Source organism: Marinococcus luteus (assembly GCF_034497705.1).
Lineage (GTDB): Bacteria > Bacillota > Bacilli > Bacillales > Marinococcaceae > Marinococcus > Marinococcus luteus_A.
This window is the reverse complement of the sequence record NZ_JAXRUV010000001.1, coordinates 710441-725793: the sequence shown is the minus strand read 5'-3', so window position 1 is coordinate 725793 and position 15353 is coordinate 710441. Positions and strand designations below refer to the sequence as shown.

The 15353-nt window shown below is 49.7% G+C and carries 18 protein-coding genes; 14 read left to right on the top strand and 4 right to left on the bottom strand.

Annotation, left to right across the window (positions count from 1 at the left end):
* Positions 1-15 precede the first annotated feature (15 nt).
* The 7 genes from Q9M42_RS03710 to Q9M42_RS03680 all read left to right on the top strand — a co-directional run bounded on the left by Q9M42_RS03710 (position 16) and on the right by Q9M42_RS03680 (position 5738).
* Positions 16-747: a class I SAM-dependent methyltransferase gene (locus Q9M42_RS03710; protein WP_322525176.1), complete on the top strand. Its 732-nt coding sequence runs from the start codon at positions 16-18 to the stop codon at positions 745-747.
* 22 nt (positions 748-769) lie between these two features.
* Positions 770-1720 (top strand): ABC transporter substrate-binding protein, encoded by a 951-nt coding sequence (locus tag Q9M42_RS03705; protein ID WP_322525175.1) that lies wholly within the window; start codon positions 770-772, stop codon positions 1718-1720.
* Positions 1701-2747, top strand: coding sequence for a FecCD family ABC transporter permease (locus tag Q9M42_RS03700; protein ID WP_322525174.1), 1047 nt, complete (start codon positions 1701-1703; stop codon positions 2745-2747). The genes Q9M42_RS03705 and Q9M42_RS03700 overlap by 20 nt, the downstream gene beginning before the upstream one ends.
* The gene (locus Q9M42_RS03695; RefSeq protein ID WP_322525173.1) at positions 2747-4078 is read left to right on the top strand and encodes an ABC transporter ATP-binding protein; all 1332 of its coding nucleotides are present in this window, start codon (positions 2747-2749) and stop codon (positions 4076-4078) included. The genes Q9M42_RS03700 and Q9M42_RS03695 overlap by 1 nt, the downstream gene beginning before the upstream one ends.
* Before the next feature lie 14 nt (positions 4079-4092).
* Entirely contained in the window at positions 4093-4680 is a 588-nt protein-coding gene (locus Q9M42_RS03690; RefSeq protein ID WP_322525172.1) for a cob(I)yrinic acid a,c-diamide adenosyltransferase, read from the top strand.
* A complete protein-coding gene (locus tag Q9M42_RS03685) occupies positions 4677-5111 on the top strand; it encodes a hypothetical protein (RefSeq protein WP_322525171.1) in 435 nt (144 codons plus the stop codon). Before Q9M42_RS03690 ends, Q9M42_RS03685 begins: the two co-directional genes overlap by 4 nt.
* A gap of 156 nt (positions 5112-5267) precedes the next feature.
* Positions 5268-5738 carry a GNAT family N-acetyltransferase gene (locus tag Q9M42_RS03680; protein ID WP_322525170.1) on the top strand — a complete coding sequence of 157 codons (471 nt, stop codon included), beginning with the start codon at positions 5268-5270 and terminating at the stop codon, positions 5736-5738.
* A 55-nt stretch (positions 5739-5793) separates the two neighbouring features.
* Here the strand turns inward: Q9M42_RS03680 and serA are convergent, their stop codons facing one another.
* The 3 genes from serA to Q9M42_RS03665 form a co-directional block, all read right to left on the bottom strand.
* On the bottom strand, positions 5794-7410 hold the full coding sequence (gene serA / locus Q9M42_RS03675; RefSeq protein WP_322525169.1) for a phosphoglycerate dehydrogenase: 1617 nt from the start codon (positions 7408-7410) through the stop codon (positions 5794-5796).
* Positions 7411-7666: 256 nt separating this feature from the next.
* Positions 7667-8158 (bottom strand): inorganic diphosphatase, encoded by a 492-nt coding sequence (locus tag Q9M42_RS03670; RefSeq protein ID WP_022792297.1) that lies wholly within the window; start codon positions 8156-8158, stop codon positions 7667-7669.
* Positions 8159-8279: 121 nt separating this feature from the next.
* Positions 8280-8528: a ferredoxin gene (locus Q9M42_RS03665; protein ID WP_022792296.1), complete on the bottom strand. Its 249-nt coding sequence runs from the start codon at positions 8526-8528 to the stop codon at positions 8280-8282.
* Positions 8529-8718: 190 nt separating this feature from the next.
* Between Q9M42_RS03665 and Q9M42_RS03660 the strand changes: the two genes are divergently transcribed.
* The 6 genes from Q9M42_RS03660 (at position 8719) to Q9M42_RS03635 (ending at position 13585) form a co-directional block, all read left to right on the top strand.
* Positions 8719-9756, top strand: coding sequence for a helix-turn-helix domain-containing protein (locus Q9M42_RS03660; protein ID WP_322525168.1), 1038 nt, complete (start codon positions 8719-8721; stop codon positions 9754-9756).
* Entirely contained in the window at positions 9728-11221 is a 1494-nt protein-coding gene (locus tag Q9M42_RS03655) for a RecQ family ATP-dependent DNA helicase (RefSeq protein ID WP_322525167.1), read from the top strand. The genes Q9M42_RS03660 and Q9M42_RS03655 overlap by 29 nt, the downstream gene beginning before the upstream one ends.
* Positions 11214-11504, top strand: a complete 291-nt coding sequence (locus Q9M42_RS03650) for a hypothetical protein (protein WP_322525166.1) — start codon at positions 11214-11216, stop codon at positions 11502-11504. The genes Q9M42_RS03655 and Q9M42_RS03650 overlap by 8 nt, the downstream gene beginning before the upstream one ends.
* A 23-nt stretch (positions 11505-11527) precedes the next feature.
* Complete coding sequence (locus tag Q9M42_RS03645) at positions 11528-11698, top strand: hypothetical protein (RefSeq protein ID WP_322525165.1); 171 nt, start codon at positions 11528-11530, stop codon at positions 11696-11698.
* Between the two features lie 123 nt (positions 11699-11821).
* Positions 11822-12586, top strand: coding sequence for a metallophosphoesterase (locus Q9M42_RS03640; protein WP_322525164.1), 765 nt, complete (start codon positions 11822-11824; stop codon positions 12584-12586).
* Between the two features lie 12 nt (positions 12587-12598).
* Positions 12599-13585: a YpdA family putative bacillithiol disulfide reductase gene (locus tag Q9M42_RS03635; RefSeq protein ID WP_322525163.1), complete on the top strand. Its 987-nt coding sequence runs from the start codon at positions 12599-12601 to the stop codon at positions 13583-13585.
* Positions 13586-13618: 33 nt separating this feature from the next.
* Here the strand turns inward: Q9M42_RS03635 and Q9M42_RS03630 are convergent, their stop codons facing one another.
* Positions 13619-14593: an asparaginase gene (locus tag Q9M42_RS03630; protein WP_322525162.1), complete on the bottom strand. Its 975-nt coding sequence runs from the start codon at positions 14591-14593 to the stop codon at positions 13619-13621.
* Between the two features lie 103 nt (positions 14594-14696).
* Here Q9M42_RS03630 and prsW point away from each other — a divergent pair, with 103 nt between their 5' ends.
* Entirely contained in the window at positions 14697-15344 is a 648-nt protein-coding gene (gene prsW, locus Q9M42_RS03625) for a glutamic-type intramembrane protease PrsW (RefSeq protein WP_322525161.1), read from the top strand.
* The last annotated feature ends 9 nt before the right edge of the window (positions 15345-15353 follow it).

The following is a 15353-nucleotide window of genomic DNA, read 5'->3' as shown; positions in this document are numbered from 1 at the left end:
GAGGAGCGGTTCAGCATGAAAGCTTGGTACGAAGAGCATTTTCAGGAAGACTATTTGCGGGTGTACGATCACCGCGACGAAACGAAGGCGGCCAGTGAGTTAAACACGATTATGGAAAAAGTCCCGTTGACGCCGGGCGCAAAGGCTATTGATCTTTGCTGTGGAAATGGGCGTCATGCACGCTGGCTGGCGAGAAAAGGGGTGGATGTTACCGGCATCGATCTTTCGCCGGCACTACTGAAAAAAGCAATTGAATTGACGAACGGACTGGCGGTGCAATACCAGCGAGGTGATATTCGCAACGTGCATATCCGGAAAGAATACGACCTGGCTTTTAATTTGTTTACAAGCTTTGGCTACTTTCCGGACGATGAAGAAAATGAGTTAATATTCCAACAGGCGGCCTCTGCGTTAAAGCCGGGTGGATGGTTTGTTTTTGATTATTTGAATCCCGATTATATTAAACAGCATATTGTTCCCCGGGATGAAACGGTGAAGGATGGACTGAAAATTTATCAGGAGCGGAGCATTCAGGATGAATTTGTCGTAAAACGCATCAGCATCGTAGAAGGAGATTCCACCAGGAGATACATGGAAAAAGTGAAAATGTATCAGGAAAGCCAGCTTCGCAGCATGATGGAAGCGCACGGCCTGAAGATACATGCTTTTTACGGCGATTACGATGCTTCTCCTTTTCAACTTGAAACTTCCCCAAGGCAGATATTTATCGCCCAGCTTGCAGAATAATAAGCAGGAAGGAAGAACATGGATGAAACTCAAAGCACTGATGATGATAATACCGGCAGCAGGGGCGCTTGCTGCCTGCAGCACTGATGAAGAAAGCGGGAGTCAGGGCGGAGACGGGGGCAACAGTAATGAAAATACGGAAGCGATTGAAGTTACGGACGCTTCGGGAGAGACAGTTACGCTCGACGAGGCTCCTGAAGATATTGTCAGTCTGATACCTAGCAATACAGAAATAGTTTATGAGCTGGGAGCGCTCGACCGGGTCGAAGCAAGAACCGATGCGGATACATATCCGGAGGAAGTTACAGACATCGAAAGCGTCGGTTCAGGCCTCGAACCAAATATTGAAGAGATTATTTCGATGGAGCCGGACGTGGTACTTGCCCACGCGTCCTCGGGCATTGAAGACTCTCTTTCCCAGGTGGAGGAAGCGGGCATTCCGGTAGTTACCGTCCCGGACGCGCAGTCGTTTGAAGCTGTATATGAAAGCATTGAATTGATCGGGAGCACTATCGGAGAAGAAGGGGAAGCCGCTGAAGTTATCGATGAAATGAAAGAAGACGTCTCAGAAGTAAAGCAGGCGACCGAAGAAGCAGAGGCTGATCGGCAGGTGTATGTGGAAGTAGGAGCCTCCCCTGATCTGTATACCGCAGGAAGCGGCACGTTTATTGATGAGATGCTCGCTGCTGTGCATGCAGAGAACGCTGCCGGCGAATTGGAAGGATGGTCGATGGTGAGCGAAGAAGAAATCATTGATGCTTCCCCGGATATCATTTTAACGACATACCCGACAGAAGAGGAGCCGCTTGAAATGATTGCTTCAAGAGAAGGCTGGGGGACCGTGCCTGCAGTGGAAAATGAAGAAGTATACGCATTGAGCAGCGATAAAGTGAGCCGTCCGGGTCCGCGTCTTACTGGAGGGCTTAAGGAAATGGCAGAAAGAATTCATCCGGATGCGATGGCTGAAAACTAATTACACCAGTGCGTATTTTCTGATGCTCGCAGCTTTTATCGGCGCGCTGCTTCTCGCCGTTTCCGTCGGGAGCGTGGCAGTGCCTTTGTCTGTAAGCATCAAGGCGATATTGATCCAGTTTTTTCCTTTTCTTCCTGTTTCACTTGAAGCAGAGGCCGATACTGCAGCGATTATTCAGGAGGTGCGGCTGCCACGTGTACTTCTGGCGTCCGCAGTAGGAGGGGCGTTGGGACTCGCCGGGGCTGTTTTTCAGGGACTGCTGCGGAACCCGCTTGCCGATCCTTATACGCTCGGCGTTTCCTCCGGATCCTCGCTCGGGGCGGTAGCCGTATTGTATTTTGGATGGCAGATACCTCTGCTCGGTGGGTTTACTCTGCCGGTAGTCAGTATCATCTGCGGTTTTTTAACGCTTGCTGTCCTGCTTCTTTTTGTTTATTCGGTGGAGCGGGCAGCGCGCACTGAAACGATGATTCTTGCGGGTATTATCATTACCGCATTTCTCAGCGCGTTCATGTCGCTGTTAATTGCGTTCAGCGGAGAAGAACTCCGGCAGATTATTCAGTGGCTGCTTGGCAGCGTGAGCCGCAGAGGATGGGATTATTTTCAACTGATCGTTCCTTGTCTGCTTGCAGGAATGCTGCTTCTGCTTCCGCAGGCCCGAGCGCTCAACGCCTTTGCGTTTGGCGAAGACAGTGCTTCCTCGGTAGGGGTGAATGTACCGGGAGTAAGGCTGCTGCTTTTAATCGGCGCATCGGTTCTAACAGGAGGAGCGGTCGCTGTTTCAGGCACCATCGGCTTTGTAGGGCTCGTGATTCCGCATATGATCCGGCTTTTGTGGGGGCCGGATCATAGACATCTGCTGCCGCTTTCTTTTGGCGGCGGAGCAGTGTTTTTAATGCTTGCGGATTTGATAGCACGCACGGCAGCCGCTCCGGCAGAGGTGCCGGTCGGGGTGATTACGGCTCTGGCCGGAGCGCCTGTATTTGCTCTGCTTTTATTTTATCAGCGAAGAAGGCGGTGGCAGTAATGGCGGAAGTGCAAGTCGAAAACGTAACTGCCGGCTACGGGAAAAGCAGTACGGTCGTTGACCAGGTCTCCTTTCACGCTACGGCCGGGGAGATGATCGGCATTGTTGGCCCGAACGGCAGCGGGAAGTCTACACTGCTCCGTGTGATGGCCGGTCTGCATGAGGTGTCATCCGGAAGCATCCGGTATAAAAATAAACTGCTGAGCTCGTTCACTTCTTCACAGCGGGCTAAGACTGTCGCCTACCTGCCGCAGTTTGGCGAACTGACAGCGGCTTATTCGGCGCGCCAGGTCGTAGAGATGGGAAGGTATGCCTATCAAAAAAGCCTGTGGCCGGCAGCAAGTAATAAAGAAGATGAACGAGTCATTCAAAATGCGATGCAGCAGGTGCACGTATGGTCCAAAAGATTTCATTCGTTTCACGCTTTAAGCGGTGGCGAAAAACAGCGGGTACTGATTGCAAGACTGCTTGCGCAGGAACCGGAGTGTCTGCTGCTCGATGAGCCGACTAACCACCTGGACATACACTACCGCATTGAGTTGTTAAACTACATTCGCAGATGGGCTTCGGAACAAAACCGGACCGTGGTAGTCGTAATGCACGATATTCAGGCGGCTGCTCTATACTGCGATCGGGTGCTGATGCTCTCAAGGGGCCGAACGGAAGCGTTTGATGAACCGGCGGCTGTTTTTACCGAAAAACGGCTGGCGGAAGTGTATCAGGCCGATATTCATGTCAGCCTGCAGCATGAAATAAAAGCACCAGCTGTGCACTGGCGCCCACCGCAGCCAGAAGGTAACGGTGCGGAGGATGTCCCGCTTTCATGGTCGGAAACAGCGTATCAAACCGAAGCAGTTTCGCGTACAGCTTTAAATGTTTACGCCCCTTCGTTAAAAAAACTGGTTTATGGATCGGTGCTTTCAGTGGACAAAATAAAAGGTGCTGTACATATTTTCACTGACGGGACAGGGAAACGGCCGGCCCATACCATTCAATGCTCCCCGGGGATGCGGGTATGGAGAAAAAGCACAGGCAGCCGGGAGGCAGTTTTTGGATCTGGACAGTCATGCTTTCTATGGATCCACATGGCCGAAGGCTGGCCGGCCCAGGAGATTTCATCTTTACAGCTGTACATCCAAAGAAAGGCCTTCGAATGGATGCATGCCCGCGGAATTACCGGGCTTTCCCACGGGGAGCTCAAAGAGATTATGGTGACAGCACCGGTAAAAAAGATTGAAGCATTCCCGGAAGAACAGTTACATTGGCACTACCTTCACATCGGAAAATTGATAGAATCATTGTTAGATGACTACAATTCGGCTTCCGGATAGAAAGGGTGATAAATATGAAGCTGTATACCAAACAGGGAGACCGTGGAGACACCTCCGTAGTAGGTGGGAAAAGAAACAAAGGCGATGCGAGAATTGAAGCATTTGGAAGCTTTGAAGAAGTAAACGCGTTGGTTGGCAAGGCACGGCTGATAGCGGTGGAGGAAAAAAGCGGCTCAGATCTGCAGAAGGATCTTGAGCGTATTCAGCATGAATTATTTGACTGTGGCAGTGATACAGCTGACATCCGTCCGGAAGCTGTAAATAAAGTTACAGCTTCGACTGTGGAATGGCTCGAGCACCGGATTGATCAATATACGGAGGAAGCCCCGGCGCTGAAAAAATTTATTCTCCCCGGAGGCACGCCGCTGTCGGCAGAGCTTCATCTTGCCCGTACCGTCTGCCGACGGGCAGAACGGGAGCTTGTTCGCGCAGGCGAAACTGAAGAAGTCCCTGCCCCGGTGCTTATATATATGAATCGTCTGTCGGATTACCTGTTCAGCGCCGCGAGAATTGCGAACAGCCGGGCTGGGAAAACGGACGTTGAATACGAACGAAGCGCAGAAGTATTTACGACTGAACAGGAAAGGAAAAACAAAAAATGAAGCAGCTTCCGGCACAGACGATTCAAACACAGCTGAGTGGTGAAGATGTGTTCATTGACGTTGGGCTGCTCCGCTGGCTGAATGAGCAGAGCGGGCCGGTGGAACGGGACAACTGGCTGCTGAATGCATGTTTGTTTTTTCTGACTCGCCTGAGGGTGCATGGACGTATCCGGCTTGATGAAGACGGCCATATCCACCGGCGCTTCTGGAAAGTCATGGAGAAATCGCTGAAATTGGAGAAGCACGGTAAGCATATCAAAACGAAACATATTTTTATCTACTGCTTTTTGGAGCAGATGGCCATGCAGAAGCAGTGGATTCAAAAAGACGGGGAATATGCATTTATTACCCCGAGCGGCGATGTTTTTTTAAACGAAAACCGGGAAAAACAGCTTAACGAGCTGCTTGGCTATTTGTGGCCGAAAGCATAAATAAGTGAAAGCGATGGGCCGGGGCCCGTCGTTTTTTTATCACTAAAAGAATTTAAATTGTAAAGTTCAATAAAACTGGATATATTAAAGGAAGCTTGAAGTGATTCACAGTTAATGCAGCGGAGCATTACAGATCCGGGAAGGAGGAGTTTTCCTATGGTGGTTACCTGCCAGCGGCTGGAAAACAATGGGGCGGGTGTAAAGCAGATGAGGAAATTAAACGAGCTTTATGGTGAGGCGTTTGAAGAAAAGGAGAGGTATACGGAGAAAAAGCCCTCGGATGCCTATCTTTTGACTCAGCTTTCAAATGACAGGGTGATTGTCTGTACAGCGGTCTATGGCGAGCGGCTTGTTGCCGGCCTTACGGCTTACGTGATGAATAAAATGGAAGAGGAAACATGTGAAATCTACACTTATGATCTCGCTGTGGATGCCCGGTTCCGCAGGCAGAAAATCGCCACAAATCTATTAATCTTTTTCATGAAGGAAGCGGAAAACCTTAATGCTTCCGCTGTTTTCATTCAGGCAGACAAGGAAGATGCGCCCGCTGTTGCTCTTTACGAATCAATGGGGGCACGCGAAGAAGTATATCACTTTGATATTTATTTAAAAAACGAGAAAAAATAGTAGGAAAACTATACAAAAAAGACGTGCCCGCGGGCGCGTCTTTTTTGTATTATTGCTACAGTTCGATCGTATCGGCAAGAGAAATTTCTTCAATGGACGTTAAATCTTTTACCACATCCTGATTGGCTTCACGGTCTACGGCGAGCATCATGATAGCTTCGCCACCTTCCTCGCGGCGTCCCACCTGCATGGTGGCAATGTTGATCTGATGCTTTCCGAGAATTTGTCCCATCTTACCGATAACCCCCGGCTTATCCGTATGCTGGATATAAATAAGGTGGCCGGTCGGATAGAAGTCAACATTAAAGTCATTGATACGTACAATACGCGGGCCGTATTCCTTCACATATGTGCCGTACAGCGCAAACGAACGACCTTCGCCTTCGACGGTTGCCTGGATTAGGTTGGAGTAGCCAAGCGACTGGGAGCCGAACTGCTCTCCGTAGTCAATGCCCCGTTCCTTGGCGATCGTGGAAGCATTCACATCATTGACCGGTGCGTCGATGCGGCTCTGGAGAAAGCCGGCGAGAAGGGAGCGGGTCAGAATAGATGTTTCAAGGTCGGTGACATTGCCACTGTAACGTACGTTCAGCTCCTGAACAGGCGTTTTTACGCTCTGGGACATGATATTACCCATGCGGCGGGCAAATTCATAGTACGGGCGTATCGCTTCAAACTTTTCTTTCGACATGGTCGGGAGGTTAATGGAGTTTAAGGCCGGCAGCCCCTGCAGAAACTGAAGCACTTCGTCTGAAACCTGGGAAGCGACGTTTAACTGGGCTTCTTTTGTTGAAGCCGCAATGTGCGGCGTGCTGACGACCTGATCAAATGCGACGAGTGGATTTTCATTCGCCGGCTCCTCTTCGTAAACATCAAGAGCCGCGCCTGCCACATGGCCGCTTTCAAGATAATGAACGAGGGCGTCCTCATCAATAATACCACCGCGGGCGCAGTTTAAAAGCATCACTCCGGGCTTTGTTTTGCCAAGGTTCTCGTGGCCAAGCATGCCTTTCGTATCTTTGGTGAGCGGTGTATGAACGGTAATTACGTCCGCCTGCCCGAGCAGCTCTTCAAAGCCCCGGAGGTCTACGCCCATTTCGCTTGCCCTTTCCTTTGTCAAAAATGGGTCATATACGATGACGCTCATTTCAAAGCTCTGGGCCCGTTTGGACAGCTCCGAGCCGATACGGCCAAAGCCTACAATGCCAAGCGTCTTTCCGCGAAGCTCTGTGCCCTGGAAGCCTTTACGGTTCCATTCACCGGATTTTAATGAAGCGTTCGCCTGTGGGATTTTACGGGCGAGCGAAGCCATCATTGCAAATGTGTGCTCGGCTGTGGAGATGGTATTACCGTCCGGGGCGTTAATGACCACAATCCCTCTTTTGGTGGCGGCATCAATGTCAATATTGTCCACTCCGACACCGGCGCGGGCTACAATGCGGAGGTTCGGCATGGAATCCATTACTTCCGCCGTGACGGTCGTACCGCTCCGGACGAGCAGGGCATCGAACGAATCGAGTCCTTCTGCATCATCAACGTGCTGCTGCACGCACTGTACCTGGTCACTTTCAAGCAGCGGCGACAGGCCTTCGCTGCTCATCGAATCGGATACAAGCACACGAAACGTCTGATTGCTTGTCGCTGTTTCTTCTTCGTTCATAGTTTTCTGCATGTTACTCCACTCCCTTGTTCGTTCATTCACAAAAAGTCCGTTGACGTTTTGTGCTTTAAATGCCCAAATGTATTTCTCTGGAGGACAAATGTCTATGCTTAGTTGGGAAGAACTTTATCATACTCCAGTACAGGTGTCAATTTACCTGACGCCGCTGAAAACACGAAAAGAGACTGGTATTCAGCCTCTTAGGTTTCGCGCATGTATAAAAACCGACGGCAGCAGAAAAGTATCCCGCTGCCGGCCCGTCTGATAATTACTGGTTGTTATAGCGATCGATGGATTCCTGTACAAGCTTAGCTGCTTCTGCTTCGTTTTCCCAGCCGCCGATTTTAGTTGTTTTCTTTTCAAGCTCTTTGTACGTCTGGAAAAAGTGGGAGATTTCATCGAGCTTGTGCTGCGGCACATCATCAAGCGTAGTTACTCCTTCAAAGCGTGGATCCTCTGTTGGTACAGCCAGCAGCTTCTGATCCTCGTCCCCATCATCGATCATGTTTAAATAGCCAATGACCCGGGCGTCAATGACGCAGCCTGGGAATGTTGGGTTGGTGACGAGTACAAGTACGTCAAGTGGGTCTCCGTCAAGCGCAAGCGTGTCGTCGATGTATCCGTATTCAGCTGGGTAGAACATCGGAGAGAAAAGCACGCGGTCGAGTTTAAAGACACCTTTATCTTTATCAAATTCGTATTTGTTCTGGCTGCCTGTCGGAATTTCAATGAGCACTTCCACTTCTTTGTTTTCTGCCAAGGCAATCTCCTCCTTCAATATGTATAGTAAACATCTCCTGCATTATAGCAGGAATGAAACCCGGAAGAAAGGCAGGGAACAGAATCTGTAAAAAAACCCCCGGTAACCGGGGGCGCGGTGCTTATTCGAATTTAAACGGGTCACCGCCGAACGGCTCCTCCGCGACTTTAATGGAATCGGTTGGGCAGCCTTCAAAAGCGTCGATCATATCTTCTTCAAGGTCGTCCGGGATGCTTTCTGTTCCCTGGTTGTCATCGACGATGTTTTCGGCCAGGCCTTCTTCATCGTAATCGAAAATATCGGGAGCTGCTGCTCCGCAGGCACCGCAGGCGATACATGTATCTTTATCAACAATGGTGTATTTCGCCATCTGTGTCCCTCCATGTGATCGAATATCTATAAACTTATGCGCTTGAGTGAAGAGCGTCGTAAGGTCTATTCCATATTGTATTTCTTCATGATAAACTTTTCAACAGATATGAAATGCTCCACATAGCCTAACTTGTGGCATTTTGATGAACGAATAGAAAGGAAGAGGCGTATTGCTGTTTCAAGAAGCGATGATCCTGATAGCATTAAAAAGGCTCCGCGGAGAACGTACAGACGCTTCTGCTTATCACCTTTTGTCTGGAAAGCGCTCCTCCCAGACGATCACAGATGCCAAGTGGTTTCAATCAAAGGACCTGTTCGGGGCGCTGGGAAAGCTCAATAAGTCAAAGTTTGAACACATTACCGCCTCTTTTTATCAACGCGGCTGGCTGGAGGCCGGAGGAGTCCCGGGTGTTGAGGCTTCCGCTGCCATTGAACCGTGGGAGAAAATATTGGAAGAAGCAGGCTTTGACGGATGGGCGTACCGAGACATGGGAGGGAAGTTTTGGAGAAGGATTGCTCTGTTGATTCAGACGCTCTCCCACCTGTATCAGCAGAAAAAACAGTTTGTGCCTATTATTCAGGATGTGTCAGCACAGGAGTGGGTAAAACGGAAGCTTGCGGTCTGGGGAGCGGAAAGATACTCTGCCATGAACAGGTTATATGAAGAAATAAAGGGCTGCTTGCATGAACTGAAGGAGATACAGGCATTTATATTTGTATACAAGCTGACGGGAGCGGAAACTCTCGGTAAAACGACAGAGCAGATAGCGCGCATCCAGGGTATGGAAAAGGCCGAAATTGAGTATTTGTTTCTGGGCACGGTGCACACCTTAATAAAAAAAGCGGAAAGCCGGCCGGGCACCGTTCTTTATGAATGCCTGGATGCCGTAGGAAATTCTCAGCTTACCGTCACAGCTGAAAAGACGCTTGATTTTATAAACAGAGGACTGTCGCTCGAGGAAATCGCCCGTGCCCGCCGGTTAAAGGAAAGTACCATTGAAGACCATTTTGTGGAAATTGCCGGCGAGGTCGAAGGATTTTCCATTGACGATCTGGTGCCGACAAAGCAGCAGGAAGCAATACGCCGGGTTGCTGCTTCTCTTGACACGTTTAAGCTGAAGGCGCTTAAAGAAAAGCTGGGCGGGGAAGTGACATATTTTGCGATCCGGCTTGCACTGGCAAAAGGAGGGGAGAAAGGTGAGCGGAAAAACAGAAGCGCTGAATAAATACTTTGGCTTTCCTTCTCTGCACGAGTACCAGGAGCCGATCGTGGATGCGCTGCTTGCAGATACGGACACCCTGGCTGTTCTGCCGACCGGAAGCGGCAAGTCCATCTGCTTTCAGCTGCCTGCTTTAATGAAGAGCGGTCTGACAGTTATTGTTTCTCCGCTTCTGTCCTTAATGGATAATCAGCTCCAGGAGCTGCGGGCGAAACATATTAAAGCAGCCGCCGCCTACAACAGCTTTATGAGCCCGGAGGAGAAATCCCGGGTGCTCAGCCGGCTTTCGTCATTAAAGCTTTTGTATATTTCTCCAGAAGCTCTCTCCCTGCCGTTTATTGTAGAGCGGCTGAAGAGTGTAAAAGTGTCAATGATGGTAGTGGACGAGGCTCACTGTATTTCCCAGTGGGGGCATGAGTTCCGGACGGATTATTTGAAAATCGGCCCGGTACGGCAAGCGCTGGGACGTCCCTGTATGGCAGCTTTTACGGCAACGGCGACTCCGGAAGTGCAGCTTGATATTAAAAAACAGCTGCAGATGAAAGCGCCGAAAGAATTCATTCATTCGGTGGATCGTGCAAATATCGCTCTGTTTGTTCAACGGTGCACGAGCGAGCGGGAAAAGAAAAAAGATATGGTGGAGCTCGTTCAGAAGGCTCCCGGTCCCGGCCTGGTTTACGTATCGAGCCGGAAAAAATGCGAAGAGCTTAAAGCGCTGCTCCAGGAAAAAACCTCCCACCGGGTGGAGGCATACCACGGTGGGCTTGAAAATGAGGCCAGGCTGATGATTCAGCAGCAGTTTTTACACGGCGACCTGGACGTCGTAGTGTGCACCAATTCCTTCGGCATGGGACTGAATAAAGCTAACGTCGAATTTGTTCTTCATTATCATTTTCCAAAAGATGCAGAATCGTATATTCAGGAAATCGGAAGAGCTGGAAGGGACGGAAGACAGGCATGGGCGGCGGTGCTCTACCTGGAGGAAGACATTATTATTCCGCAGATGCTGATGGAAGCCGAGCTCCCTCCTGTGAATGAGCTCGGCTCCGCATTGACTGTGGCAGCCGAAAGCAATCGGGGAAAAATAACAGATAACCTAATAAACAGAATGGGATGGACAGAAACTGCTGCCCGTTTTCTTACGTACTATCTTGAAAAATGCCCGGGGAAACCAGAGGCAGAACTTCTGGAAGAACTGGAAAAGCAGGTGCAGCAGCGATCATTTGAAAAGCAGAAAAAGCTGAAGGTTATGATACAATGGTTAGAAAATAACGAAGCCTGCCGGAGACGTTTATTACTGCAGGTTTTTGGGGAAGCGTTAATGAAACGTCCCGAACCCTGCTGCGATATGTGCGGGCACAGGCTTCCTTTTCGTGAGCATAGGGGAGCAGAGAAAGAAAAAGAAACAGCCCCATGGGAAATACGACTGGAGGAGCTGTTTTTCGGAAGGGAGAGAGAGAAGCATGAGTAAAACACGTATGGAAAAGCGAAACGCCGGTACGGAGGAAAATGCAAAGCATCCGGACGCAGACCGGAGCCGCCTCAGCCGCCGTCGTGGCAGTGCAGGTGGGGAGACTTCGGATGAAGAGGAGCACCAGGAGGCTTTAAGGCGCTCACGCTACTCCGGAAGAGATGAAGAACCGGAGGAAGAAGAGAGTCCAATGCTGACTCTTCCCCATACACTGTTGGCCGCGTTTATATTGATTGTCATTACCGCCCTGGCGTCCCCGTTCATCATAAATATGTTTCAGTAGAAATGAACGCGGCAGACGTTTCTGTGAGTGGTGAAGATAGAAGAAGACCGACAAAACAGGCAATCACGCCAAAAATCATTAATACAAACGGCCAGGTTAGCGGTTTTTTTCTGAATAAAAAATATAAAAGCAAAAAAAAGCCTCCTCCAAATAAAGCGGCTCCTGCTAAAAAGACAATAAGATCCATCGTTTAAATACCTTCTTTCCGGTCAATTTTTCCCTTACATAAGTATAGCGGAGATAAACGGTATACGTATACTCGTTTTTAAATTGTCCGGAAACGTTCAAATTTTATAAAGGGAAAGAGGGGTTCCATCATGAAGAAATGGCTGCTGGCTCCTCTTCTTTTTTCTGTGCTGTATGCCGGCAGAGTCCTGCAGGAAACATGGCAGAATAAAGTGAGAACTCATGAGCTTGAATATGAAAATCTGCCGGCGGAGGTGGAGGGCTTCTCCATTTTTTTCATTACCGATATTCACCGCCGACGGGTGTCGCCTGCATTATTCCGGCAGCTCGAACGGAAGCCAGATCTGATTATTATTGGCGGCGACCTGACCGAGCTGGGTGTACCGGCTGAACGTGTCAGACAGAATCTCCGCCTGCTCCGCAGTCATGCGCCGGTCGTATTTGTCTGGGGAAACCACGATCTGCAGGTGGGCCGCAGATGGCTGAGGCCGCTTCTGCATCAGGAGGGGATCGAAATTATTGAAAAACAGGCATACACGTTAAAGGAAAGTGATTTTACGATCGCTTCCTTCGGAGAGGAACGCTTTTACGAATCCTACCGTAATCCGGCACTTGTGCCGGAGGCAGACCTGCTTATTGCCCACAATCCGGAAGCGTATTACCGGTACGGCCCTTTTTCCGAACGGGCGGTCTATATGCTTACCGGACATACCCATGGCGGTCAAATCCGGCTGTTCGGCTGGGGGCCGAAATTAAAGGGGGGCTGGTACAGTGAACAAAATCAGGCTTTGTTTATCAGTAATGGCTATGGCACGACCAGCATTCCGATGCGTCACGGTGCCCCAGCGGAAACGCACCTGTTTGTGCTGACAAACAGTCATTTTAACAGTGAATAAAGGAGTATGAATATGAAGGAGCAAGTAATTATTATTGGGGGCGGGCCCTGCGGTCTGGCGGCGGCGATCGCATTAAAGCGCCGTGGAATTGATGCAGCCATTATTGAAAAGAAAAATATCGTCCACAGCATTTATGAGTACCCCGTCCACCAGACGTTTTTCAGCTCTGCGGATAAACTTGAAATCGGCGGCCATCCTTTTCCGGTTGTAGACCGAAAACCCCGGCGCCAGGAGGCTTTAGTTTATTACCGCAAAGTAGCGGAAGCGGAAAAGCTGCGTATTTATAATTACGAAGAAGTGCAGACGATCCTGGAAACGGAGGAAGGTTATCTGGTGCAAACTGAAACGCTGCAGGGCGGGACCCGGGAGTGGGAAGCTTCTCACGTTATCATAGCCACCGGCTACTATGATAACCCAAATCATATGGGCGTGCCTGGAGAAAGCCTGCCGCATGTAAAGCATTACTTTGAAGAAGCCCATCCTCATTTTAATCAGAAAATCGTTATTATCGGCGGAAGAAATTCAGCTGTAGACGCTGCTCTTGCCCTTGAGCAGGTGAACGCTCAGGTGACGGTTCTCTACCGGGGAGAGGAGTATTCTAAAAGCATTAAGCCGTGGATCCTCCCTGATTTTCAGGCAATGGTCCGGCGCGGCGCAGCCCGGATGGAATTTGAAGCAGATGTGGTGCGTATTGAGCCCGATCATGTCATTTATGAACAGGGAGGCGTCTCCCATTCCGTGCCGGCTGATTTTGTTTTCGCCATGACCGGCTATCATCCGTCGAGAGCTTTTTTCCGCCAGCTCGGTATTGCTGTGGATGAACAGTCAGGCCGTCCGTCCTTTGATGAGGAAACGATGGAAACAAACCGGGAAAACGTTTATATTGCCGGAGTTATAGCCGCAGGAGATGAAGCGAACGAGATATTTATCGAAAACGGACGCTTTCATGGAGAGAAAATAGCGGAAAATATAGCACGAAAAAAAGCCACTTCGTTTTGATAAACTGGTGGCTTTTTTAGTGTGCCGGCTATGCTACTCAATGTGTTCAAAGCAGTCGCGGATAGCTTCGAGCGGACGTTTTTCATCGAGGGCCGCAAGCAGCTTCAGGCGCGCTTTCTGGCCGTTCAGCCCATTCGTAAAGATAACACCCTTTTGCTTCAGCTGGTAGCCGCCTCCTTCATAGCTGTAGGTAGCCTGGACGACACCGCTGTGGCAGCGGGAGACAAGAACCACAGGCACCTTTTTGGCAATCGAATCCTCAAGCAGCGGCACAATGGTTGGAGGAATGTTACCCTGGCCGAATGCTTCGATAATAATACCGTCAAGCGGCTGGTCAAGCAGCGGGGAAAGCAAAGCAGCATCCATGCCGGCTGCCATTTTTAAAAGGAGAACCTTCTTATTCATATGGACCGGCGAAAAATGCTCACGGCTTGCCGGGTAGTGATGGATAAATATTTCGTTGTTCGTCACAAAGCCGAGCGGACCGTATTGCGGACTCTGAAATGTGGCAATGTTAGACGAATGGGTTTTTGTCACGTTTTTTGCAGAATGAATTTCTTCGTTTAAAACGACGAGAACGCCGATGCCCCGGGCTTTATCGCTTGCGGCAGTACGGACCGCTGCCAGGAAATTCTGGGGGCCGTCAGCGCTGATTTCATTGCTTGAACGCATTGCTCCTGTAACTACCACCGGCAGGTCTTTGTCATGAAAAAGATCGAGCGCATAGGCGGTTTCTTCCAGGGTGTCGGTGCCGTGCGTAATGACGACACCGTCATATGTATCCTCGGAAAGCTTCTCAAGCATATGCTCGTGTAAAGAAAGCATGTGCTCCGGAGTAATTTGAGGAGACGGGAGGTGCAGGAAATCGCTCGTAACAATTTCAGCAATTTGATTGGCAATGCGGCTCCAGTGACTTAAAGGATTGTGAAGCCCCGGCTCTACGCCGCTTTCTTCCATCTGGGTCATGGCGATCGTGCCGCCTGTGTGAATAACTAGTATTTTTTTCATTTCAATTCCTCCTCGTCGGCCCGGCTGTGGCTGGCATTATTCTTTTACGAATTTGAACATAGCATGATACGATACGTTTAACAAGAGAGGGTGAGAACGAAAGGTGATCGCACTGATTATGGCGGCTCTGGCGCCGGCTGTTGCTTTACTGATATATTTCACATTAAAACGCCGTGCGGACGTGGAGCGGAGGCTGCCGGTCATCCGTGCGTTTGTCATAGGGGTATTGATTGTATTCCCGGTGCTTGTGATCGAACATGCGCTTGAAACAGAAGGGGTAAGCATGCCGCTTTTTGCGGCGCAGTATACCCAGGCTGCCCTGCTCGAGGAAGGCATCAAGTTTTTCCTCCTGTATACGTTTGTGCTTCGATTTGCCCCGATTAAAAATACTTACGACGGTGTTATTTACGGGCTTTCCCTGTCGCTTGGCTTTGCTTCGCTTGAAAACATCCTGTACTTAATTGCAAACGGCATTGAAACAGCTGTTACCAGAGCCCTGCTACCGGTAACGGTGCATGCGCTCCTGGGTGTGATTATGGGCTACTATGCGGTATCAGCGAAGCGCGCCTCCCGTCATGGCAGGCGCCTCTTCTCTTTTTTTCTTGCTTTCGCGATTCCGCTTATCTTCCACGGGCTGTACGACTATATATTAAGTGCTTCTTTAGGCAATATTCTGTATTATCTTATCCCGTTCATGCTATTTTTGTGGTGGTTTGCGTTGTCGAAAGCAAATAAAGCCAATGCGAAATAACAACTCGAA